The 23,121-nt window shown below is 56.4% G+C and carries 23 protein-coding genes; 6 read left to right on the top strand and 17 right to left on the bottom strand.

Translation table 11 applies throughout. From position 1 onward, the window contains the following. Positions 1 to 26: 26 nt before the first annotated feature. Positions 27 to 686: a ribose-5-phosphate isomerase RpiA gene (rpiA, locus tag OGY07_RS12405; RefSeq protein ID WP_042292197.1), complete on the bottom strand. Its 660-nt coding sequence runs from the start codon at positions 684 to 686 to the stop codon at positions 27 to 29. A 161-nt stretch (positions 687 to 847) separates the two neighbouring features. On the opposite strand from rpiA, the gene argP reads away from it, so the two are divergent. Next, positions 848 to 1,741, top strand: a complete 894-nt coding sequence (gene argP, locus OGY07_RS12400; protein ID WP_060569479.1) for a DNA-binding transcriptional regulator ArgP — start codon at positions 848 to 850, stop codon at positions 1,739 to 1,741. Between the two features lie 6 nt (positions 1,742 to 1,747). Here the strand turns inward: argP and OGY07_RS12395 are convergent, their stop codons facing one another. The 4 genes from OGY07_RS12395 to serB are packed head-to-tail and all read right to left on the bottom strand — an operon-like array spanning position 1,748 to position 6,299. Further along, positions 1,748 to 2,647, bottom strand: coding sequence for a LysR family transcriptional regulator (locus OGY07_RS12395; protein ID WP_060569480.1), 900 nt, complete (start codon positions 2,645 to 2,647; stop codon positions 1,748 to 1,750). Positions 2,648 to 2,669: 22 nt separating this feature from the next. Then, entirely contained in the window at positions 2,670 to 3,902 is a 1,233-nt protein-coding gene (nadR, locus tag OGY07_RS12390) for a multifunctional transcriptional regulator/nicotinamide-nucleotide adenylyltransferase/ribosylnicotinamide kinase NadR (RefSeq protein ID WP_042292205.1), read from the bottom strand. A 34-nt stretch (positions 3,903 to 3,936) separates the two neighbouring features. Continuing rightward, positions 3,937 to 5,319: a DNA repair protein RadA gene (gene radA, locus OGY07_RS12385; protein WP_181822548.1), complete on the bottom strand. Its 1,383-nt coding sequence runs from the start codon at positions 5,317 to 5,319 to the stop codon at positions 3,937 to 3,939. A gap of 11 nt (positions 5,320 to 5,330) precedes the next feature. Next, a complete protein-coding gene (gene serB / locus OGY07_RS12380) occupies positions 5,331 to 6,299 on the bottom strand; it encodes a phosphoserine phosphatase (protein WP_042292209.1) in 969 nt (322 codons plus the stop codon). 117 nt (positions 6,300 to 6,416) lie between these two features. On the opposite strand from serB, the gene OGY07_RS12375 reads away from it, so the two are divergent. Further along, positions 6,417 to 7,061, top strand: a complete 645-nt coding sequence (locus OGY07_RS12375) for a YtjB family periplasmic protein (RefSeq protein ID WP_060569483.1) — start codon at positions 6,417 to 6,419, stop codon at positions 7,059 to 7,061. A 20-nt stretch (positions 7,062 to 7,081) separates the two neighbouring features. Further along, complete coding sequence (gene lplA / locus OGY07_RS12370; protein ID WP_286600879.1) at positions 7,082 to 8,098, top strand: lipoate--protein ligase; 1,017 nt, start codon at positions 7,082 to 7,084, stop codon at positions 8,096 to 8,098. A gap of 59 nt (positions 8,099 to 8,157) precedes the next feature. On the opposite strand, the gene deoD is transcribed toward lplA, so the two are convergent. The 4 genes from deoD to deoC all read right to left on the bottom strand — a co-directional run bounded on the left by deoD (position 8,158) and on the right by deoC (position 12,413). Further along, positions 8,158 to 8,877 carry a purine-nucleoside phosphorylase gene (deoD, locus tag OGY07_RS12365; RefSeq protein ID WP_042292216.1) on the bottom strand — a complete coding sequence of 240 codons (720 nt, stop codon included), beginning with the start codon at positions 8,875 to 8,877 and terminating at the stop codon, positions 8,158 to 8,160. A 103-nt stretch (positions 8,878 to 8,980) separates the two neighbouring features. Continuing rightward, positions 8,981 to 10,204, bottom strand: a complete 1,224-nt coding sequence (gene deoB, locus OGY07_RS12360; protein WP_286600876.1) for a phosphopentomutase — start codon at positions 10,202 to 10,204, stop codon at positions 8,981 to 8,983. Between the two features lie 51 nt (positions 10,205 to 10,255). Then, entirely contained in the window at positions 10,256 to 11,578 is a 1,323-nt protein-coding gene (gene deoA, locus OGY07_RS12355) for a thymidine phosphorylase (RefSeq protein WP_060569485.1), read from the bottom strand. Positions 11,579 to 11,633: 55 nt separating this feature from the next. Beyond that, a complete protein-coding gene (gene deoC, locus OGY07_RS12350; RefSeq protein WP_042292223.1) occupies positions 11,634 to 12,413 on the bottom strand; it encodes a deoxyribose-phosphate aldolase in 780 nt (259 codons plus the stop codon). 261 nt (positions 12,414 to 12,674) lie between these two features. Between deoC and OGY07_RS12345 the strand changes: the two genes are divergently transcribed. Beyond that, on the top strand, positions 12,675 to 14,225 hold the full coding sequence (locus OGY07_RS12345; RefSeq protein ID WP_286600871.1) for a YjjI family glycine radical enzyme: 1,551 nt from the start codon (positions 12,675 to 12,677) through the stop codon (positions 14,223 to 14,225). Next, positions 14,197 to 15,060, top strand: a complete 864-nt coding sequence (locus OGY07_RS12340; RefSeq protein WP_286600869.1) for a YjjW family glycine radical enzyme activase — start codon at positions 14,197 to 14,199, stop codon at positions 15,058 to 15,060. The genes OGY07_RS12345 and OGY07_RS12340 overlap by 29 nt, the downstream gene beginning before the upstream one ends. Positions 15,061 to 15,211: 151 nt before the next feature. Here OGY07_RS12340 and OGY07_RS12335 read toward each other — a convergent pair whose 3' ends face one another. The 8 genes from OGY07_RS12335 to OGY07_RS12300 form a co-directional block, all read right to left on the bottom strand. Next, positions 15,212 to 15,988 carry a metal-dependent hydrolase gene (locus OGY07_RS12335; RefSeq protein WP_286600866.1) on the bottom strand — a complete coding sequence of 259 codons (777 nt, stop codon included), beginning with the start codon at positions 15,986 to 15,988 and terminating at the stop codon, positions 15,212 to 15,214. Beyond that, positions 15,985 to 17,058, bottom strand: a complete 1,074-nt coding sequence (locus OGY07_RS12330) for a patatin-like phospholipase family protein (RefSeq protein ID WP_060569488.1) — start codon at positions 17,056 to 17,058, stop codon at positions 15,985 to 15,987. Before OGY07_RS12330 ends, OGY07_RS12335 begins: the two co-directional genes overlap by 4 nt. A 124-nt stretch (positions 17,059 to 17,182) precedes the next feature. Further along, on the bottom strand, positions 17,183 to 17,344 hold the full coding sequence (locus tag OGY07_RS12325) for a DUF1328 domain-containing protein (protein WP_000490275.1): 162 nt from the start codon (positions 17,342 to 17,344) through the stop codon (positions 17,183 to 17,185). Positions 17,345 to 17,471: 127 nt separating this feature from the next. Further along, positions 17,472 to 18,089, bottom strand: a complete 618-nt coding sequence (gene osmY, locus OGY07_RS12320; RefSeq protein ID WP_042292235.1) for a molecular chaperone OsmY — start codon at positions 18,087 to 18,089, stop codon at positions 17,472 to 17,474. A gap of 403 nt (positions 18,090 to 18,492) precedes the next feature. Next, positions 18,493 to 20,082, bottom strand: a complete 1,590-nt coding sequence (gene prfC / locus OGY07_RS12315) for a peptide chain release factor 3 (RefSeq protein WP_042292237.1) — start codon at positions 20,080 to 20,082, stop codon at positions 18,493 to 18,495. A gap of 91 nt (positions 20,083 to 20,173) precedes the next feature. Next, positions 20,174 to 20,851, bottom strand: a complete 678-nt coding sequence (gene yjjG, locus OGY07_RS12310) for a pyrimidine 5'-nucleotidase (RefSeq protein ID WP_286600912.1) — start codon at positions 20,849 to 20,851, stop codon at positions 20,174 to 20,176. Positions 20,852 to 20,865: 14 nt separating this feature from the next. Then, positions 20,866 to 21,312 (bottom strand): ribosomal protein S18-alanine N-acetyltransferase, encoded by a 447-nt coding sequence (gene rimI / locus OGY07_RS12305; protein WP_042292239.1) that lies wholly within the window; start codon positions 21,310 to 21,312, stop codon positions 20,866 to 20,868. Continuing rightward, positions 21,281 to 21,694, bottom strand: a complete 414-nt coding sequence (locus OGY07_RS12300; RefSeq protein WP_042292241.1) for a DNA polymerase III subunit psi — start codon at positions 21,692 to 21,694, stop codon at positions 21,281 to 21,283. Before OGY07_RS12300 ends, rimI begins: the two co-directional genes overlap by 32 nt. A gap of 102 nt (positions 21,695 to 21,796) precedes the next feature. Between OGY07_RS12300 and rsmC the strand changes: the two genes are divergently transcribed. Then, a complete protein-coding gene (gene rsmC, locus OGY07_RS12295) occupies positions 21,797 to 22,825 on the top strand; it encodes a 16S rRNA (guanine(1207)-N(2))-methyltransferase RsmC (protein ID WP_199957212.1) in 1,029 nt (342 codons plus the stop codon). Positions 22,826 to 23,121 lie beyond the last annotated feature (296 nt).

The following is a 23,121-nucleotide window of genomic DNA, read 5'->3' as shown; positions in this document are numbered from 1 at the left end:
ACCGGAGACGGACGCCCCCTGTCAGATCATTTGGTAATGGTTTTTACGCCGTCGGCAGTACCGATCAACGCCACATCCGCGCCACGATTGGCGAACAGACCGACGGTCACCACGCCTGGAATAGCGTTGATCGCGTTTTCCATCGCCACAGGGTCGAGGATCTCCATGCCGTGGACATCAAGGATCACGTTACCGTTGTCGGTCACCACGCCCTGACGGTATTCAGGACGACCGCCCAGTTTTACCAGTTGACGCGCGACCGCGCTGCGCGCCATCGGGATCACTTCGACCGGCAGCGGGAAGTTGCCAAGAATATCCACTTCTTTCGAGGCGTCGGCGATGCAAACGAACGTCTTCGCCACCGAAGCGATGATTTTTTCACGGGTCAGCGCCGCGCCGCCGCCTTTAATCATCTGCATATGCGGGTTAATTTCATCCGCACCGTCGACGTAAACGCCGAGGCTGTCCACTTCGTTGAGATCGAACACAGGAATGCCGAGGCTTTTGAGTTTTTCGGTGGAGGCGTCCGAGCTGGAAACCGCGCCTTCAATTTGTCCTTTCATGGTGCCCAGCGCATCAATAAAGTGTGCGGCGGTTGAACCGGTTCCCACCCCCACAATGGTACCTGGCTGTACATACTGAAGTGCCGCCCATCCTACCGCTTTTTTCAGTTCATCCTGCGTCATGATCGTATCGCCTGTGATATGGAAAAATTCACGCGCATTATAGACGATTGCGCGGAAAAATCTTCCCGCCCCGCTCTCACGCTGCGGATTTCGTCTTTACCGGGGGCGAAATTATGTCATAGTGCAGAACAAGCAATAATTTTCAGGAGTGGGTCAGAGCAATGAAACGTCCGGACTACAGAACATTACAGGCACTGGATGCGGTGATACGTGAACGCGGGTTTGAACGCGCGGCGCAGAAGCTGTGCATCACCCAATCCGCGGTATCACAACGCATTAAGCAGCTTGAAAACATGTTCGGACAGCCGCTACTGGTGCGCACCGTTCCGCCGCGTCCGACCGAGCAGGGGCAGAAACTGCTGGCGCTGCTGCGTCAGGTAGAACTGCTGGAAGAGGAGTGGCTCGGCGATGAGCAGATCGGATCTACGCCGCTGCTGCTGTCGCTGGCGGTTAACGCCGACAGTCTGGCGACCTGGCTGTTGCCCGCGCTGGCGCCGGTGCTGGCCGACTCCCCTATCCGCCTCAATTTGCAGGTGGAAGATGAAACCCGAACCCAGGAGCGTTTGCGTCGCGGTGAAGTGGTGGGCGCGGTGAGTATTCAGCATCAGGCGCTACCAAGCTGTCTGGTCGATAAACTCGGGGCGCTGGACTATCTGTTTGTCGGCTCGAAACCCTTTGCCGAGCGCTATTTCCCAAACGGCGTTACCCGTTCAGCGCTGCTGAAAGCGCCTGCTGTGGCGTTTGACCATCTCGACGATATGCATCAGGCCTTCCTGCAGCAGAACTTCGACTTACCGCCTGGCAGTGTGCCGTGCCATATCGTTAACTCCTCGGAAGCCTTCGTCCAGCTGGCGCGTCAAGGCACCACCTGCTGCATGATCCCGCATTTGCAGATCGAGAAAGAGCTGGAAAGCGGCGAACTGATCGACCTCACGCCGGGACTGTTCCAGCGTCGGATGCTTTACTGGCACCGCTTTGCGCCGGAAAGCCGGATGATGCGCAACGTAACCGACGCCCTGCTGGCCTACGGTCACAAGGTGCTGCGCCAGGACTGACGCACTTTAAGACCCCGTGTAAAAATGCCTGAGTTCGTCAAATTGCATGGCAAACTCAATATAGCTCATCAGCGCGGGGGAATTCAGCTTACGGCTGGGGTAAACCAGCCAGAGATCGTTTCCCGCCACCGTCCATTCCGGCAGCACCTGGATTAGCTCGCCTTTTTCGACGCGATCTTCCAGCATAAATGCCGGTAGCAAAGTGATCCCCGCCCCGGCAATCGCGCTTTCACGCGCATAGACCAGGTTATCCGTCAGATGCAGGCGATCGGGTACGTGTTGATAATCTTCGTCCCCGCGATGGAATACCCACTCCGTCCACGCCTTGTGGGTAATGCACTGATGTTCCGGCAGTTGCCGCGGATGAGTCAGTTGCGCAAACCGCGAAAGGTAGTCCGCCGACGCCAGCAGGTAACGCGGGCAATGGCCTATCATCCGGCCAATCAGCGTCGAATCCTGCGGCCTGCCGGTGCGCAACGCGACATCGAACCCGCTGTCGACCAGATCCAGCATTTCGTCAGAAATCGAGACTTCAAGGTTCACGTCGGGATAATGCTGTTGAAAGCGGGCGTTCAGACGCGCCAGCAGCGTCGCGCCGATGCCCGCCGGCGAGGTGATGCGCAACCGCCCGCTGGGGTTGTCGCGCAGACGTTGCACCGCGTACTCCGCGCGTTCGCTGGCAGCGAGGATCTCCCGGCAGTGCACAAGATAGTGTTCGCCAGCATAAGTCAAGTTCAGCTTACGGGTGGTGCGGTTGAGCAAACGGATGCCGACCTGCTGTTCAAGCTGGCTGATGCGCTGGCTGACACTGGACTTCGGTAGCCCCGCCTTCTGCGCCGCCGCGGTAAAGCTGCCGTTTTCAGCGACCAGGGCGAACAGCGCCATATCCTGCAAATGCTTAAACATCGTGTTCACCCCGCCGCGAACATTATCCCTGCTCGCCCATCATCTCTTTGACCAGCTCGACGCAGCGCAGGAAGCGTCCGTCGTAATCGGCCTCCTCAACGTGGACAAAGTCGATGTTGTTTTCGCGCAACATCTCCACCAGCAGGGTCTGGAACTCTTTGCGATCCACCGAACTGCCGAGGCTACGCAGGCCATCGGCCACCCACGGGGTATTATTTTCCAGCAGGATCACCAGATCAAAACGGTACTCGTCAATCAGCGCCTGCACAAACGGATGCTCTCGCCCTTCGTACTTTTTGCAGAACGCCTGGGTCGTGACGAAATCGGTGTCGATAAACGCCACTTTGTTTGCGTATTTGACCGCAAAATCAATGTATTGCGCATGTCCTAGCGCAATCTTGTCGTAGTCGGAATACTGAAGCGCCATTTCGTCGCCGCCAAGATGGGAAAAGACGTAGTCACGCCCGTATTCCCACGCGCTGGTGGTGTTGAAGATATTCGCCAGCTTGTTGACCAGCGTCGATTTGCCGCTCGACTCGCCGCCCAGTACCGCCACGGTGCGGACGAAAAACGGCTTTACTTCCGTTGGGATGTATTCCCAGTAGCGGAACGGGTTTTCACGGATTTGCGCGCCGCTAATGCTCATAAAAGTGCGTTTCGGATCGATAAGCACCGTTTCAATGCCCAAATGTTCCAGATACTGCGGCGCGTCGGCTTCCTCAGAGGTATAGATCCAGTTGGGCTGAATGCCCTTATCAGCCATAAATGTTTTGATGCCGCGACTCCACACATCCCAGCCGTGGGGATACGGCTCCATGCCCTCTTCGTTGAACGCATGAATACGAATGTTCTTCTGGTATTTAAAGGTCTGGAGTAGCCAGCGCAGCCGATCCGGCACCGTTGGCTGCTGGGACATGGCGCTGTCTTCAAACAGTTCGCGGTCGCGGGTATCGTCGTAACCCATGATGATATGCAGCTCGTCCACCTGGCTACAGGCACGCTGAATCAGATAAATGTGCCCGGTATGCAGCGGGTAGAACTTGCCAAACACCACGCCGATGTTTTTCTGCTGGCGCGGAAATTCCAGACCGAGAAAGCGGTGCAGCGCCTCCAGCTTCTGCGCGCTGGGGCTTTTGATTTTTGCGTTAAGAAGCTGGCTGAGATACCCCTTGGTCATGCCGCTGGCATCCGCCACTTGTTGCAGGGTACAGCCCTTCTGCTTGATGGCGGTTTTGAGATAGTCGAACGATGACACAAGAGCCTCCTGCTGGAAAAACGACGGGTCTTAATTATAAATCGTCAAACACGCTTAGCGCGTCAGAAAGTTTTTTAACGCCGAACACCTGCATCCCTTCCGGCGGTTTTTTCGGCACATTCGCCGCAGGCACAATCGCCCGACGGAAGCCGTGCTTTGCGGCCTCGGAAATACGTTCCTGTCCGCTCGGGACCGGGCGGATCTCGCCCGCCAGCCCCACTTCGCCGAAGACCACCAGGTCCTGTGGCAGCGGTCTGTCACGCAGACTGGAGACCATCGCCAGCAGCAGCGCGAGGTCGGCGCTGGTTTCGGTGACCTTCACCCCGCCCACTACGTTAACAAAGACGTCCTGATCCGCCATTTGCAAACCACCGTGGCGATGCAGTACCGCCAGCAAAATCGCCAGCCGGTTTTGTTCCAGACCGACCGCCACGCGGCGAGGGTTCGCCATCATCGAGTGATCCACCAGCGCCTGAATCTCTACCAGCAGCGGGCGCGTGCCTTCCCAGACCACCATCACCGAACTGCCGGAGGTAATTTCGTCGCCGCGGCTTAAAAAGATGGCGGATGGGTTGCTGACTTCCCGGAGCCCCTGTTCAGTCATCGCGAAAACGCCAAGTTCATTGACCGCGCCAAAACGGTTTTTATGGCTGCGCAGGGTACGGAAGCGGGAGTCCGCGTCGCCGTCGAGCAGTACTGAACAGTCGATGCAGTGCTCAAGCACTTTCGGCCCCGCCAGCGAACCGTCTTTGGTGACATGCCCGACCATCACAATCGCCACCCCGCGCGTTTTGGCAAAGCGCGTCAGGTAGGCGGCGGTTTCACGCACCTGCGCCACGCTGCCGGGCGAGGACTGAATATCCGCCATGTGCATCACCTGAATGGAGTCGATCACCATCAGCTTCGGCTGTTCTTCTTCCGCAATCAGGCATATCTGCTCAATGCTGGTTTCCGACAGCATGTTGAGATTGTTGGTCGGCAGGCCGAGACGGTGCGCGCGCATCGCCACTTGCTGTAACGACTCTTCACCCGTGACGTACAGGGTTTTCATCTGCTCGGCGAGTTTACACAGCGTTTGCAGCAGCAGCGTTGATTTCCCCGCGCCGGGATTACCGCCTATGAGGATGGCGCTACCGGGAACGACGCCGCCGCCCAGTACGCGATCGAACTCTTTAAAGCCGGTCGAAAAGCGCGGTAGCGCTTCCAGGCTGATATCGGAAAGTTTTTGAACTTTCGCCACGCCCGCGCTGCCGGCGTAACCGCTGAGCCGCTCGTTACGCGCCACCGTTGGCGATGCGGCGAGACGCACCTCAGTGATGGTGTTCCAGGCGTGGCAGGCGCTGCATTGCCCCTGCCAGCGTGGATAATCCGCCCCGCATTCATTACATACAAAGGCGCGTTTTGGAGCTTTTGCCACGGGTTACCTCGTTATTTCTGATTCATGCTGCCAGAAAGAATGCAAAACACGCCCATCAGATCGGCGTGACGGATGGTGATTTCCGTTTTCTCATTCACTTTCGGCTTGGCGTGGTAGGCTATGCCCAGCCCCGCCGTTTTGATCATCGGCAGATCGTTCGCGCCGTCGCCAATCGCCACCGTTTGCGCCATGGGGATCTCATACTCCTGCGCCAACCGGGTCAGGGTATTGGCCTTATATTGCGCGTCAACGATATCCCCCGTCACGTGTCCGGTGAATTTGCCGTCTACGATCTCCAGTTCGTTCGCCACCACGGCGGTTAAGCGCAGCTTTTCACGCAGATACTCGGCAAAAAACGTGAAGCCGCCGGAGGCGATCGCCACCTTCCAGCCCAGCGTTTCCAGCTTCAGCACCAGTTGCGTCAGACCGGGCATGAGCGGCAGCGTGTCGCGCACCTGATGCAGGATGTTAGCGTCAGCGCCTTTCAGCGTCGCCACGCGGCTGCGCAGGCTGGCGGTAAAGTCCAGTTCGCCGCGCATCGCGCGCTCGGTCACTTCCGCGACCTGCTCGCCGGTACCGGCCAGTTTTGCGATCTCATCAATGCACTCGATCTGGATCGCGGTGGAGTCCATGTCCATCACCAGCAAACCTGGCGTCCGCAGATGCGGTATTTTACCCAGTGGCGCGACGTCCAGTTGCGCATCATGCGCCAGCTTCGTGGCGCGCGGTGTCAGCGACCCCGCCAGGCGGATCACCTGGTAGTCTTCCACGCACCAAGCTGCGACGATCACCATTGCCGCGCCCAGCTTGCTCTGGTACTGGGTTAGTCGTTGTTTATCCAGCCCGCGACCATACAGCAGCCAGCCGCTACGTCCTGCGTGGTAATCCAGTGGCATCACCTCGTCACCACTTAAAGAAAGGGGCAAACCTGGCCATAAAGAGACATCTTCAGGCAAATCGCACCAGGTAATGTTAGGCATTAAAGCTCCTGTAAAATCGTTCGGGCCGGGAAGGTTCCTGGGGAAAATAACGCATGAGGCTACCTTGTATCCATCGCTTCTGGCAACATTAAGCCTCAAATTTTCAGCAGGTGGAATATGGCTCGCGCAAAACTGAAATTTCGGCTTCATCGTGCAGTGATTGTATTGTTCTGTCTCGCACTGCTTGTCGCGCTCATGCAGGGGGCGTCCTGGTTTAGTCAAAACCACCAGAAGCAACGCAATCCGCAGCTTGAAGAACTGGCTCGCACACTGGCGCATCAGGTCACGCTGAACATCGCGCCTTCTATGCGTACCGAAACGCCTGACGAAAAGCGTATCAAAAGCATATTGCAGCAATTGACCCATGAAAGCCGCATCCTTGACGCCGGGGTTTATGATGAACAGGGCGACATGATTGCCCGCGCGGGTGAAAGCGTAAACGTGCGCGACCGCCTGGCGCTGGACGGCAAAAAAGCCGGGGGCTATTTTAACCAGCAAATCGTCGAACCCATTCAGGGAAAAAATGGTCCGCTGGGCTATCTGCGCCTGACGCTGGATACCCACACCCTGGCGACCGAAGCGAAACAGGTGGATAACACCACCAATATTTTACGCCTGATGCTGCTGCTCTCGCTGGCGATTGGCGTGGTGCTGACCCGAACATTGCTGCAGGGTAAACGAACGCGCTGGCAGCAATCCCCTTTCTTGCTCACCGCCAGTAAGTCGGTACCGGAAGAGGAAGAGAGCGAGAAAAAAGAATAAATTCTGTAAAGGAAAACGCTATGTCTACACTTCGCCTGCTTATTTCTGACTCTTATGATCCGTGGTTTAACCTGGCGGTAGAAGAGTGCATTTTCCGCCAGATGCCCGCCACCCAACGCGTGCTTTTCCTGTGGCGCAACGCGGATACGGTGGTGATTGGCCGTGCGCAAAATCCGTGGAAAGAGTGCAACACACGACGGATGGAAGAGGACAACGTGCGCCTGGCGCGTCGCAGTAGCGGCGGCGGCGCGGTGTTCCACGACCTCGGCAATACCTGTTTTACCTTTATGGCGGGCAAGCCGGAATACGATAAAACGATTTCGACTTCAATTGTTCTTAACGCCCTCCATGCGCTCGGCGTGACGGCGGAGGCCTCCGGGCGTAACGATCTGGTGGTCAAAACACCGGACGGCGATCGTAAAGTCTCTGGTTCGGCCTATCGCGAAACCAAAGATCGCGGCTTTCACCACGGCACGCTACTGCTTAACGCCGATCTCAGCCGTCTGGCAAATTACCTGAACCCGGACAAAAAGAAGCTGGCGGCTAAAGGGATTACCTCGGTTCGCTCCCGCGTGGCGAACCTCACCGAACTGCTGCCTGGGATCACGCATGAGCATGTCTGTCATGCAGTCAGCGAAGCCTTCTTCACTTACTATAACGAACGCGTTGACGCGGAAGTGATCTCGCCGGATAAAACCCCGGATCTGCCCAACTTTGCTGAAACCTTTGCCCGCCAGAGCAGTTGGGAGTGGAACTTCGGCCAGGCGCCAGCGTTCTCTCATCTGCTGGATGAGCGCTTTACCTGGGGTGGCGTGGAACTGCATTTTGACGTAGAGAAAGGTCGTATCACCCGCACACAGGTGTTCACGGACAGTCTTAATCCCGCGCCATTAGAGGCGCTGGCAGCACGTTTGCAGGGGTGTTTGTATCGGGCGGATACATTGCAGCAGGAGTGCGATGCGTTGAGGGGTGACTTCCCGGAGCAGGAAAAGGAATTACGGGACGTGTCGGCATGGATAGCGCAGGCAGTGCGTTAAGCGCGTTCTGATGCCTCACCCTGCCCCTCTCCCTTACAGGAGAAGGGCAGGAAAGAGCATTACGCTTTATCGCCCAGCAGAACGGATTCCAGCGCGATTTTGATCATGTCGTTGAAGGTGGTCTGACGCTCAGCGGCGGTGGTCTGCTCGTGAGTACGGATATGGTCAGACACGGTGCAGATGGTCAGCGCTTTCGCGCCAAATTCCGCCGCGACGCCGTAAATGCCCGCCGCTTCCATTTCCACGCCCAGGATGCCGTATTTTTCCATCACGTCGAACATTTCGCCGTCCGGGGAGTAGAACAGATCCGCAGAGAACAGGTTGCCTACGCGCGCGTCAACGCCCAGCGCTTTTGCCGCATCAACCGCGTTACGCACCATATCAAAGTCGGCAATCGCCGCGAAGTCATGATCTTTGAAACGGATACGGTTCACTTTGGAATCGGTGCAAGCCCCCATACCGATGACCACATCACGCAGTTTGACATCGTGACGCACGGCGCCACAGGAACCGACGCGGATGATTTTCTTCACGCCGAAATCGGTGATCAGCTCTTTGGTGTAGATGGAGCAGGACGGGATCCCCATACCGTGGCCCATCACGGAGATTTTGCGGCCCTTATAGGTCCCGGTGAAGCCCAGCATGCCGCGAACGTTGTTCACTTCACGCACGTCCTCGAGGAAAGTTTCTGCAATGTGCTTCGCGCGCAGCGGGTCGCCAGGCATCAATACGACGTCAGCGAAATCACCCATTTCTGCATTAATGTGAGGAGTTGCCATCTTTCAGTTCCTTTTAATTTGATTTTTTGCCCGGTGACGCGGCGCGATCCGGGCCTACGGTGTTGTAGGCCGGGTAAGGCGCAGTCGCCGCCCGGCAATGACCTCAGAACATCGCCTTGCCATATTCCATGTCAGACGTGCCAAAATATTTCGCAATGGTCTGGCCGATATCCGCAAAAGTTTCACGGTGTCCCAGTGAACCGGGTTTCACTTTCGGGCCGTACACCAGCACCGGGATGTGCTCACGGGTGTGGTCAGTACCGGTCCAGGTTGGGTCACAGCCATGATCCGCGGTCAGGATCAGAATGTCATCTTCCCCTACCAGTTCCATCAGCTCCGGCAGGCGGCGGTCAAACAGTTCCAGACCCGCAGCGTAGCCTGCGACGTCGCGACGGTGGCCCCAGGAGGAGTCGAAGTCCACAAAGTTGGTGAAGACAATCGTGTTGTCACCCGCGTCTTTCATCTCTTTGACGGTCGCGTCGAACAGCGCGTCCAGACCGGTCGCTTTCACTTTTTTGGTGATGCCGCAGTTAGCGTAGATATCCGCGATTTTACCCACAGACACTACCTGACCGCCCTTCTCGTCGACCAGCTTTTGCAGCACGGTGGGGGCAGGAGGCTCAACGGCCAGGTCGTGACGGTTGCCGGTACGCTGGAAATTACCCGCTTTGTCGCCGATAAACGGACGCGCGATCACGCGGCCAATGTTGTAGCCGCCTTCGGTCAGCTCTTCACGGGCGATTTCGCACAGCTCGTAGAGTTTATCCAGACCAAACGTCTCTTCGTGGCAGGCGATCTGGAACACGGAGTCAGCAGAGGTGTAGAAAATCGGCTTGCCGGTTTTCATGTGCTCTTCCCCGAGCTGGTCCAGGATCACCGTACCGGAAGAGTGGCAGTTACCGAGGTAGCCCGGCAGATTGGCGCGCTTCACCAGCTTATCAAGCAGTTCCTGCGGGAAGCTGTTCTTGTGATCCGAGAAGTAGCCCCAGTCGAACAGCACCGGTACCCCGGCGATTTCCCAGTGACCAGACGGCGTATCTTTACCGGAGGAAAGTTCGTGCGCCCAGGCGTAAGCGCCAATGACTTCCGCATTCGCGTCCATTCCGGCCGCGATTTTTCCGGTTGAGCCTTCATGGGCTTTCACCAGACCCAGGCGGGTCAGGTTCGGTAAATTCAGCGGGCCTTTGCGACCGTTATCCGCTTCGCCTTTAGCACAGGCTTCTGCGATGTGTCCCAGAGTATCGGCGCCCACATCGCCAAAGCGATCGGCATCTTCCGTTGCACCAATACCAAAGGAGTCCAGCACCATAATAAATGCACGTTTCATAATGTTCTCCATACATCTGCGCTGTAAAAAAGCGATCAGATCAGTATACCGCTATTCGGTAATACGACGATAGACCGTTGGTGTAATTTCAGGCGCGTTGTCGTCAAGGATAATTGCCGCTTTGACCGCTTTCGCCGCATCCTGCCAGCTGGTTTCATCTTTGGCATGAATCACCGCCAGCGGACGTTGGCCATCAACGCTGTCGCCCAGACGGACCATGTCGGTGAAGCCGACGCTGTAATCAATGGTGTCGGATGCCTGACGACGACCGCCGCCCATCGAGACCACCGCCATGCCGAGCGCGCGGGTATCCATCGCGCTGACGAAGCCTTCGCTATCGGCATACACCGCTTTGCTGAGCATCGCGGTTGGCAGGTATTTCGCGTAATTTTCCACGAAGTCGGTCGGGCCTTTCTGCGCCGCCACCATGCGGCCAAAAATTTCCGCCGCTTTGCCGTTGTCCAGCACCGCCTGAAGCTTCGCGCGGGCTTCCGTATCGTCTTTGGCAAGCTTGCCGGAGATCAGCATCTCCACGCACAGCGCCATAGTCACGTCGAACAGGCGCGGGTTGCGATACTCGCCCGTCAGGAACTGCACGGCTTCACGCACTTCGACAGCGTTACCGGCGCTGGAAGCCAGCACCTGGTTCATGTCCGTCAGCAGTGCGGTGGTGCGCACGCCCGCGCCGTTGGAGACGCCAACGATCGCTTCGGCCAGCGCCTCAGAGAGTTCATAGGTTGGCATAAACGCGCCGCTGCCCACCTTCACATCCATCACCAGCGCGTCCAGACCTTCCGCCAGTTTTTTGGCAAGAATCGAGGCGGTGATCAGCGGGATGGAATCTACGGTTGCAGTGATATCGCGGGTCGCGTAGAAACGCTTGTCTGCCGGCGCCAGAGAGCTGGTCTGGCCGATAATCGCCACGCCAACGTCTTTAATAATTTCGCGGAAGCGGTTGTCATCCGGGAAGATATCGAAGCCCGGAATGGCTTCCAGCTTGTCGAGCGTACCGCCGGTATGGCCCAGGCCGCGCCCGGAGATCATCGGAATGTAGCCGCCGCAGGCTGCCACCATAGGACCGAGCATCAGCGACGTCACATCACCCACGCCGCCGGTGGAGTGTTTATCCACAATCGGGCCGTTAAGGTTGAGGCTTTTCCAGTCCAGAACGGTTCCTGAATCTCGCATCGCCATGGTCAGCGACACGCGCTCAGGCATCGACATATCGTGGAAGAAAATGGTCATCGCCAGGGCAGCAATCTGTCCTTCAGAGACGGTGTTGTCACGAATGCCGTTGATAAAGAAGCGGATCTCTTCGTCGCTCAGGGCAAGACCATCACGTTTTTTACGAATAATTTCTTGTGCGAGAAACACGGTAACCTCCTCAAACCAGGCCGGGCTCGCTACGCGTCGCCCGGCAATTCAAATCTTAGTAGCTGCTTGCGCTCTTACCGTCGCCGTGACCCAGCGCTTTCAGCAGGCTGGCCAGCAGGCTCGACGCGCCGAAGCGGTAGTGACGGGAATCCGCCCACTCAGCGCCAAACAGCTCGTCGGCAATCGCCAGAAATTTCTGCGCGTCTTCCGCCGTACGTACGCCGCCCGCAGGTTTAAAGCCCACGGTTTTTTCGACGCCCATATCACGGATCACTTCCATCATGATGCGCGCGCTTTCCGGGGTTGCGTTGACCGGCACTTTACCGGTAGAGGTTTTAATGAAATCAGCCCCGGCTTTGATAGCGATTTCAGACGCTTTACGGATCAGCGCCTCTTCTTTCAGTTCGCCAGTTTCGATGATCACTTTCAGCAGCACGTTTGCCGCCGCGCACGCGTCTTTACAGGCTTTCACCAAATCAAAGCCGACCTGCTCATTACCGGCGATCAGCGCGCGGTACGGGAACACCACGTCAACTTCGTCTGCGCCATACGCGATCGCGGCGCGGGTTTCCGCCACGGCGATCTCAATGTCGTCGTTGCCGTGCGGGAAGTTGGTCACGGTCGCGATGCGGATCTCCGGGGTGCCCTGCTCTTTCAGGGTCTTACGCGCAATGGGAATGAAACGCGGATAGATGCAGATGGCGGCGGTATTGCCGACCGGGGTTTTCGCCTGATGACACAACGCGATCACTTTTTCATTGGTGTCGTCGTCATTCAGGGTTGTCAGATCCATCAGTTTCAGGGCACGCAGGCTGCTTGCTGTTAAATCGCTCATAACATTCTCCAACGGCATCGCCGTATCAATTCTCACCTTGCGGGTTTGTTAGTATTCTAACATCCACCCGCGATTACACTTCGATATACATCACAGTTAATGAAAACTACGTACAAATTTGCATTACTGTAATGAGATCAAATTCAAATAAATGACCTCTTCTGCCGCGATCTTCTTCGCACAGGCGCATCAGGATCAAAAGCCGCGTCAGCGCTTCTTTCTACAATGCCCGCACGCCCTTCGGCATAAAAAGGAATCACGATGACCACGAGCAACGAAACCGCGCTGCAACAGCGCTGCCAGCAAATCGTCACCAGCCCGGTGCTGAGCCCGGAGCAAAAACGGCACTTTCTGGCGCTGGAGGCCGAAAACATTTTGCCTTATCCCGCGCTGCCCGCCGGGGCGCGCCAGGCGCTGGACGACGGGGTCATTTGCGATATGTTTGAAGGCCACGCGCCGTTCAAGCCCCGCTATGTGCTCCCCGATTACGCCCGTTTTCTGCGCAATGGCTCCGCCTGGCTGGAACTGGAAGGCGCGCAGGATCTGGACGATGCGCTGTCGTTACTGACCATCCTTTATCATCATGTGCCGTCGGTAACCTCCATGCCGGTTTACCTCGGTCAGCTTGATGCGCTGTTGCAACCCTATGTTAAAATTCTAACACAAGACGCGATCGATATTCGAATAAAACGTTTCTGGCGCTATCTCGACAGAACCCTGCCAGACGCGTTTATGCATGCCAATATCGGTCCTGCCGATACTCCTATTACCCGGGCGATTTTACGTGCTGACGCAGAACTAAAGCAGGTTGCGCCAAACCTGACCTTTATCTACGATCCGGACGTCACCCCGGACAATCTGCTGTTGGCGGTGGCAGAAAACATTTGTGAATGCAGTAAGCCGCATATTTCCAATGGCCCGGCGAATGATAAAATTTTCACAAAAGGGCAGTACGGCGTGGTGAGCTGTTACAACTCGCTGCCGCTTGGAGGCGGCGGCAGCACGCTGGTGCGTCTTAACCTGAAGGCCGTGGCGGAGCGCAGCAGCTCTGTTGATGACTTCTTCACAAATGCGCTTCCTTACTATTGCCGCCAGCAAATCGCCATCATTGATGCCCGATGTGAATTCCTCTATGAAAAATCACATTTCTTTGAGAATAGCTTCCTCGTGCAGGAAGGACTGATCGATCCACAACGTTTTGTGCCCATGTTCGGTATGTACGGTCTGGCGGAAGCGGTAAACCTGCTGTGCGAAAAAGCGGGCATGCGTGCGCGCTACGGAAAAGCGGAAGCGGCTAACGAACTGGGCTATCGCATCAGCGCTCAACTGGCGGAATTTGTCGAGAATACGCCGGTAAAATATGGCTGGAAGCAGCGCGCAATGCTGCATGCACAGTCAGGGATTAGCTCTGACGTTGGCACCACGCCGGGCGCGCGTCTGCCCTATGGCGACGAGCCGGACCCGATCAGCCATCTGCAAGCCGTCGCGCCGCATCACGTCCATTATCATTCCGGGATCAGCGACATACTAACCCTGGACGAAACCATCAAATGCAATCCACAGGCGCTGGTGCAGTTGTGCCTCGGCGCGTTTAAGGCCGGGATGCGCGAATTTACCGCTAACGTCAGCGGCAACGATCTGGTCCGGGTGACTGGCTACATGGTGCGTCTGTCGGATCTGAAAAAGTATCGCGCTGAAGGTTCCCGTACCAATACCACCTGGCTGGGTGAAGAGGCCGCGCGCAATACGCGTATTCTGGAACGACAACCCCGGGTGATCGGTCATGAACAGCAGATGCGCTTCAGTCAGTAAGCTGATCCCCTTCTCCTGCGTTGACGGACCCGGAAGTCGTCTGGCCCTGTTTTTACAGGGCTGTAATCTGCGCTGTAAAAACTGCCACAATCCATGGACGATGGGACGCTGTAACCACTGCGGCGAGTGCGTGGAGCAGTGTCCACACCAGGCGCTGAGCGTCAGCGACGGAAAAGTCATCTGGCACGCCGAGCATTGCCAGCAGTGCGACACCTGTCTGAAGATGTGTCCGCAACAGGCGACGCCGATGGCGCAGAGCATGAGCGTTGACCAGATGCTGACCCACATCCGCAAGGCCGCGCCGTTTATTGAAGGCGTTACCGTTAGCGGCGGCGAAGCCACGACCCAGCTGCCGTTTATCCTTGAACTGTTCACCGCGATGAAAGGCGATCCGCAACTGGCATCGCTGAGTTGCCTGGTGGACAGCAACGGGCAGCTTAGCGAAACCGGCTGGCTGAAACTGCTGCCCGTGTGTGAAGGCGTGATGCTCGACCTTAAAGCCTGGAGCAGCGAATGCCACAGGCGGCTTACCGGTCGCGATAACGCGCAGATTAAGCATAGTATCGTGTGGCTGGCAGAGCGTGGAAAGCTGGCGGAACTGCGGCTGCTGGTGATTCCGGGACGGGTGGATTATATGCAGCATGTCGATGCGCTCGCCGCGTTCATCCGACAGCTTGGCGATGTGCCGGTGAGGCTAAACGCCTTTCACGCGCACGGGACGCATGGCGAAGCCAGGACATGGGCAAGCGCAACGCCAGAGGACGTAGAGCAACTGGCCGATGCCCTGCGCGAGCGCGGCGTAGAAAAATTGCGCTTTCCTGCGTTATATCTGTGAATATGCCGGGGGCGCATGGAGCATATAGCGTGCGGCATCTGGCTCCAGGATATTCTCAACGTTGTCACATCAGCAACAGGTTGCGTTCACCCTACGGGAAGTGCTTCTCTACCTCTTCAGCACATTTGAACACTGAGCAGCGACAACGATATTACACATCAAACAACGCCGTGGTATTGCGATACAACGCGTCAGCGATCACGTCCGCAGGTTCCGGGCGCAGTTCGCAAAGCGCATCAAACACCTTAGCCGCCTGTTCCGGGCGGTTTGGCTGGCCCTGAAAACCATTAAGCGGCATGTCCGGGGCATCGGTTTCCAGCAGTAGCGCCGTAAGCGGCAGTTGCGCTATCACGTCGCGGGTTTTGCTGGCGCGCGGATAGGTGATCGTGCCGCCGACGCCAATCCGGTAACCCAGTTGCACAAAACGCTCGGCTTGCTGAAAACTGCCGGCAAAGCCATGGACTACGCCGGTGCGCGGCAGGTTCTGACGTTTCAGATGCATCGCCAGCTTGTCATGGGTGCGACGGGAATGGAGGATCACTGGCAGATCGTAGCGTTTTGCCAGCTTTAGCTGCGCCTCCAGGATCTGTTCCTGCCTGTCGAACCGCGGGTCGTCGCGAAACAGATCCAGGCCGATCTCTCCCACCGCCACCACTTTTGCCGGACGATCGTCCAGAACCTGCTGTAAGCGTTCCAGACCGTCATCCGCATGCTGTTCGATCACTATCGGGTGTAGCCCCAGCGCGGCGTATAGCGGTACGAAGCGTTCTGCCAGCGCCAGTACGCGGGCAAAATTGGCCGCCTCTGTCGCTGGCACAATCATCTTCTCAATACCCGCTGCGCAAGCCCGCTGCAGGCTGGCGCGCTCATCGCCGGTAAACGGCGGAAAATCAAAGTGACAATGGGTATCGATAAAACGCAAACTCACGCCAGATCCTCATCAGTAAACAGTGTGTCATTGGCCTGCGGCGCTGCTGACACCGCCGCCACATGGGTATCGTTGGCGACCGGTGCGGGAGGCACCACCACCGGGCCAGGCGTGACAATTTTCGGAAGATGCCGCAGCAAAGGCGGCTCTTCGGCCAGCATTTTACCGACCGTGGCGAGAAAATAACGGCCACATAGCCGCCCGACTTTATAATCTTCGCGCAACGCTGGAATGCGGCTGCCCAACGCCATGCTTTTTAATGGCTTCGGCGGATAAATTTCAAAAAGACGGATCCTGCCCGGCGGCTTTTCAATGAAACGCTGGATGTCGGTGTAACTTGCCTCATGATGCTGCACCAGATTCACCAGCGGCTGCAGGCTGCTCTCGCCCAGCCAGCGCTCCATGCGCTTGAACCATTGCGGCGTGTAATACATTTGCGACGGCACGGTGCGGATCACCACCACCGTTTGCGCCCCTTGTTTCACTGCTTCGCGAACCGGGATCGCATCGCTAATCCCACCGTCCAGGTAGCTGACCCCTTCCAGCGACACCCCGGTGCGATAAAAACCGGGGATTGCGCTCGACGCGCGAATGATATCCAGCCAGTTCTGCTTCGTCGGCGTGAAGTAACCGGGCGTATAGTCGTCGCCACGGCAGGCGCACATATAAAAATGTTTGCCGCTGTCGAACAGCCGGGCGGCGGTATCCATTTGCAGCGGCATCTGGCTGGCGGTCGCCTCCACCAGCCAGTCAAGATCGATAAGATTGCCTCCACGCACAAAGCGCAACGGATCAAAAAATTCTTTGCGCGTGGTGTAACGCATGATGACTTTGCGCCCATAGCCAGGCTGATTACAGAGGTAGGCTGAGAGATTTTGCGCGCCTGCGGAGGTGCCGTAGTAGAGATCGAACGGATTAAACTGCGCGCGCATAAATTCATCCAGCACGCCTGCGGTAAAGATGCCGCGCTGTCCTCCGCCTTCACACACCAGCGCCAGGCGGCCCGGCTTGAACGGTCTTAATGACAACGGCGCAATATTGCCGAGCGTGACGGGTATACGCTGCCCCACCTCTGCCTTCCTGTTATTGTTATGCTTAAGGGAGCCAAAGTAACGCAAATTGACCGCGGCGAAAACAGAAAAAGCCAGTCCACTGGACTGGCTTCGTTGCAAGTTAGCGTTACGCTTTCACGCACTAGGGTCGTTTACGGCCCATAAACAGGCTGACCAGGAACAGGATGATACCGACGACGAAAACAATTTTCGCTGCGCCTGCAGCTGTACCTGCCAGTCCACCAAATCCCAGAGCGGCGGCAATTAACGCGATAACCAGAAATATAATGCCCCAACGAAACATAAGCCTCTCCTTTACCATAGTTAATGTCGACCGCTTGTTATGAGCGCTCAGGCTACTCATTCGCGATATTTTTAGTGTGGTGCACATTACGCCTCCCGACAAATGTCAGGAGGTCGAATACGAAGAATTACTGAGCTTTCAGATCGTTCTTGACGCTTTTCACGCCATCAACGGCTTTTGCGATGCTCTCAGCGCGATCGATTTGCGCCTGCGACTCTACGGTTCCGGACAGCTGGACAACACCATCGGTGGTTTCCACTTTCACTTTTCGGGAAGGAACAATGTCATCCGCCAGCAGTTTGGCTTTGATTTCACTGGTGGTTGCCGTATCACCGGCATAGCCTTTCACTGAACTCTCTTTGCCGTCGCGAACGTGCAGTTTGTCGCTCACCGAGGTCACGCCTTCCACGCCTTTCGCCACTTTCACGGCTTCTTCAGCCTGTGCCTGACTTTCGACGAAGCCGCTCAGGGTCACCACTTTCTGATCGGTTTTGACAGAAATATCGGTGCTCTTAATATTTTCATGATCCACCAGTGCCGCTTTTACTTTTGCGGTAATGGCGCTGTCATCCATGAAATTACCGACTTTATTCATAGAGCTATCGACTTTTTGCCCTGCGCTTTCGGCCCCGGCTTGCGCTTTGTCCATGGTAGCGTTTTCTGCATATGCAGAACCCGTCGCCACAGCAGACGTCAGCATTACGGCCAGCAGAGTTTTAGAAATCTTCAGTCTTGTCATAGTCATCGATCTATTCCTGTATGTTTGCTCGTAATTTGAGCTCCGGCAACACGGGGTTGCATTGCTGAATGGGGTGATAAAACATCACCCAGTCAGAAGTCAATGGCAGCGGTCACATTCACAACGTGTGAAGCAGTGCTGTCGAAGGCCCTTCCGTTTCAGTTATTAATATCGTGGCTACAATCAACATCAGCTTTAAGCACTCCACTTCACGCATTGAACGGTATTTAAAGCCAATATTTATGTCATCACTTTGTTAAATATAGATCACAATTTTGAAATCGCGCGGGGAATTGCGCAAAAAATCGGCAAACATAAGCAAAAGAGAGGGATTTAAGAACATTCCGCAAGGGACTAAAAAGGCAGGGAAAGTGGCAGAGCGCAGCATTGCCGCGCTCTGAGAGGGAGATTAGTGCTCGCGAGTCTTACGGAACTGAACATCAGGATAACGTTCCTGCGTCAGGTTGAGGTTCACCATCGTTGGCGCAATGTAGGTGAGGTTGTCACCGCCATCCAGCGCCAGTTGAACTTCATTTTTACGTTTAAACTCTTCGAACTTCTTCGCGTCAGCGCATTCCACCCAGCGAGCGGTCGCCACGTTGACGGATTCATAAATGGCTTCAACGTTGTATTCGCTCTTCAGACGCGCAACCACCACGTCAAACTGCAGCACACCGACCGCGCCGACGATCAGATCGTTATTGGCGATAGGGCGGAACACTTGCACCGCGCCCTCTTCCGACAGCTGGACCAGCCCTTTCAACAGCTGTTTCTGCTTGAGCGGATCTTTGAGGCGGATGCGGCGGAACAGTTCCGGCGCGAAGTTCGGGATACCGGTGAACTTCATCATCTCACCCTGAGTAAAGGTGTCGCCGATCTGAATGGTGCCGTGGTTATGCAGGCCAAGAATATCCCCCGGATACGCTTCTTCAACGTGTGAACGATCGCCAGCCATGAAGGTCAGCGCATCAGAAATCACCACGTCTTTACCGATGCGCACCTGACGCATTTTCATGCCTTTTTCATATTTTCCGGAAACGACGCGCATAAACGCCACGCGGTCGCGGTGTTTCGGATCCATGTTGGCCTGAATCTTAAAGACAAAGCCAGTGAACTTCTCTTCTTTGGCTTCCACGGTGCGGGTGTCGGTTTGACGCGGCATCGGCGCTGGCGCCCACTCCACCAGACCGTCCAGCATGTGGTCAACGCCAAAGTTGCCCAGCGCGGTACCAAAGAAGACCGGCGTGATTTCCCCGGCGAGGAACAGTTCTTTGTCGAATTCGTTAGACGCGCCCTGCACCAGTTCCAGTTCATCGCGCAGCTGCTGCGCCAGATCGTCCCCCACAGCGGCGTCGAGATCCGGGTTGTTCAGCCCTTTAACAATGCGCACTTCCTGAATGGTATGGCCTTTCCCTGTCTGGTACAGATACGTTTCGTCTTTATAGAGGTGATACACCCCCTTGAACAGCTTGCCGCAACCGATCGGCCAGGTGATCGGCGCACAGCCAATTTTCAGCTCGTTCTCAACTTCGTCCAGCAGTTCCATCGGGTCGCGGATGTCGCGGTCGAGCTTGTTCATAAAGGTCAGGATCGGTGTATCGCGCAGACGGGTGACCTCCATCAGCTTACGCGTGCGATCCTCGACGCCTTTCGCGGCGTCGATAACCATCAGACAGCAGTCCACCGCCGTCAGCGTGCGGTAAGTATCTTCCGAGAAGTCTTCGTGCCCCGGGGTGTCCAGCAGGTTTACCAGGCAGTCGTGATACGGAAACTGCATTACTGAGGTGGTAATAGAGATACCACGCTGCTTTTCCATTTCCATCCAGTCGGATTTCGCGTGCTGGCTGGAACCACGGCCTTTAACGGTACCCGCCGTCTGGATAGCCTGTCCGAACAGCAGCACCTTCTCGGTGATGGTGGTTTTACCGGCGTCCGGGTGAGAAATAATGGCAAAAGTGCGGCGCTTGGCCACCTCCTGCAAATAAGGAGACAACGTCATAATTCATTCTTCTTGGTAAGCGCGGCGTCGCGCCGCGCATGTTGAATACGAAAAATTGCGGCTATTTTACCCATCAACGGGGGGGAGGCAATCAGTGTTTACACAGGAGTTGCTCCAGTTCGGCTAATGACGTCACGGTCCAGGTCGGTTGTATGCCTTCTGGCTGCTCGCGATGATGCGCATTCAACCAGCATGTCGCCAGCCCGGCATTGATACCGCCTAGGATATCAGATGCCGGGGTATCGCCCACCATCAGTACCCGGGAACGGTCCGGATTACCGGCCTGCGCCAGCGCGTAATCGAAAATCTTCGGGTCCGGCTTCGCCACGCCAACTTCTTCTGAGATGACCAGCAAATCAAAATAATCGCGCAGACCGGTCCGCTCTAAACGGATCTGTTGCAGGGCGGTAAAACCGTTGGTGATGATGCCAAGCCGGGCATTGCCGCGCAGGGCATTAAGCAGCGATACAGCGCCTGGCAGCGGCGCGCAGATCTCCGCCATCGCATTCATAAAGGCGTCATTAAGCTGCCCCGGCGCCACGTTGAGCCGTTCCGCCCAGCTTTGAAACCGGGCATGCTGAAGCTGTAATGAGGTGATCGCGCCGTTTTGGTAATCCACCCACAGTGGTTTATTGACGGCCTGATAGTCCTGAAAATCCTCAGCGGTAAAGGTAATGCTATAGTCGAGAAACATCCGCTGTAAGCCGGTAAACGAGTCAAACGTAAACAGCGTTTCGTCGGCATCAAAGAAAATCCAGTCCCACTTCATCATTACACCTTCTCTTACATACTGATTGGCAGTGCCATTATGATGGCGTCCTCGCGACCGTCGGCGGTCGGGTAGTAGTTGCGGCGAATCGTTGCCTCGTTGAAGCCTAAGCTTTCATACAGTGCGATGGCGGCAACGTTGGAGGCGCGAACCTCCAGCCACAGCGTCAGGACGCCGCGTTTTTCCAGCTCATCAATGAGGTGTTCCAGCAGCGCTTTCCCTACGCCCTGACGCTGAAAGTCGGGATCGACCGCGATATTGAACAGCGTCGCTTCATCGACTACCACCTGCGTGATGGCAAATGCGGCCATGCGTCCGTCTATCGTCAACTGATAGTTGAGATAACGTTCCCCCTGATTACTGGTAAATGTCTGTTCACTCCAGGGAAACGCGTGGGCGCGCTTTTCAATCTGAAACGCCGCGGGTAAGTCACGCTGGCTGAGGGAAGAAATCGTGTTCATGTGTGCAGATTTGTCGCCATAACGCGGCGCGCGCGGGCGCGCTGGTCTGTAGTTCATTAAATGAAGGCGTTGAAATCACCGCCCCTTCCAGCGTGACGGGCGCATCGTTGCCGAGACGCCAGCAGTGGCAGCGGCTCCCCTGCGGCAGCATGACCACGCGGTCGGGCGTCAACGGTAATACCTGATCCGGCGTCAGGCGCAGCGCGCGAAGAATATCGCGCATCAGCGGTTCCGTCAGCGCGGGGAGATCGTCGCCAACGATCACCAGGCTGACGTGCCGGGGAAGCGTAATCGCAATCTCGCCCTGTAAAGCGCCAGGGCGACGCAGTGACCACTGGGTGATACCCAACTGTTGCAATTGCCAGTCTCGCCGCGATGTCATGTAAAACGCTCCTGTCTGTCAAGGGCGCAAATATAGCAAATTCATCGAAACTGCGCCAATTACGCTCTATAATCCCCGGCTGATTAACTTAAGGAGCCTTCCATGTCTGCTTTTACCCCGGCAAGTGAAGTCTTGCTGCGCCACAGTGATGATTTCGAACAAAGCCGTATTCTGTTTGCCGGAGATTTGCAGGATGACCTGCCCGCGCGTTTTGCCAGCGCCGCCAGCCGTGTGCATACCCAACAGTTTCACCACTGGCAGGTGCTAAGCGGCCAGATGGGCGACAGCGCCCGTTTTAGCCTGGTAGCCCAGGCAGAAGACGTGGCCGACAGCGATACGCTGATCTACTACTGGCCGAAAAACAAACCGGAAGCCCAGTTCCAGCTGATGAATCTGCTGTCGCTGTTGCCGGTGGGCACCGATATTTTTGTCGTTGGCGAAAACCGCAGCGGCGTGCGCAGCGCTGAACAGATGCTGGCGGAATTTGCGCCGCTGAACAAAGTCGACAGCGCCCGTCGCTGCGGTCTGTATCATGGCCGTCTGGAAAAACAGCCGGTCTTTGACGCAGAAAAATACTGGGGCGAATACGCCGTTGACGGCCTGACCATCAAAACCCTGCCGGGGGTGTTTAGCCGCGATGGTCTGGATGTGGGCAGCCAGTTGCTGCTTTCCACCCTGACGCCGCATACCAAGGGTAAAGTGCTGGATGTCGGCTGTGGCGCTGGCGTGCTTTCCGTCGCGCTTGCCAGCCACTCGCCGAAGGTGCGCTTAACCCTGTGCGACGTTAGCGCACCCGCGGTTGAAGCCAGCCGCGCAACGCTTGCCGCCAACGGCATTGAGGGTGAGGTGTTTGCCAGCAACGTCTTTTCTGAAGTGAAGGGTCGGTTTGACATGATCATCTCCAACCCACCGTTCCACGACGGTATGCAGACCAGCCTGGATGCGGCGCAGGCGCTGATTCGCGGCGCAGTGCGCCACCTGAACAGCGGCGGCGAGTTGCGTATCGTCGCTAACGCCTTCCTGCCCTACCCACAGGTGCTGGACGACACCTTTGGCTTCCATGAGGTCATCGCTCAGACCGGTCGCTTTAAGGTCTACCGTACCGTTATGACCCGCCAGGCGAAGAAATAGTCTGGTCATCCCTGGCCGGATTAAGGTGTCTGCGCACCGTCCGGTATGGTTTACAGATGCCGGATAACGCGTTGTTTATCCGGCCTGCGTTCAACGCTACGGTTAGCGCCCATTTTTCCAGCAATTGAACTTGCGTGCGCAATTAACTATTGACGAAAAGCTGAAAACCACTAGAATGCGCCTCCGTGGTAGCGATTCTTTTCAAGAATCGATGGTATGCGAAGGTGGCGGAATTGGTAGACGCGCTAGCTTCAGGTGTTAGTGTCCTTACGGACGTGGGGGTTCAAGTCCCCCCC

The sequence above is a fragment of the Citrobacter sp. Cs237 genome (assembly GCF_030332325.1).
GTDB lineage: Bacteria > Pseudomonadota > Gammaproteobacteria > Enterobacterales > Enterobacteriaceae > Citrobacter_A > Citrobacter_A sedlakii.
Note: the sequence above shows the minus strand (reverse complement) of the source record. Positions and strands in the feature narration are given on the sequence as shown.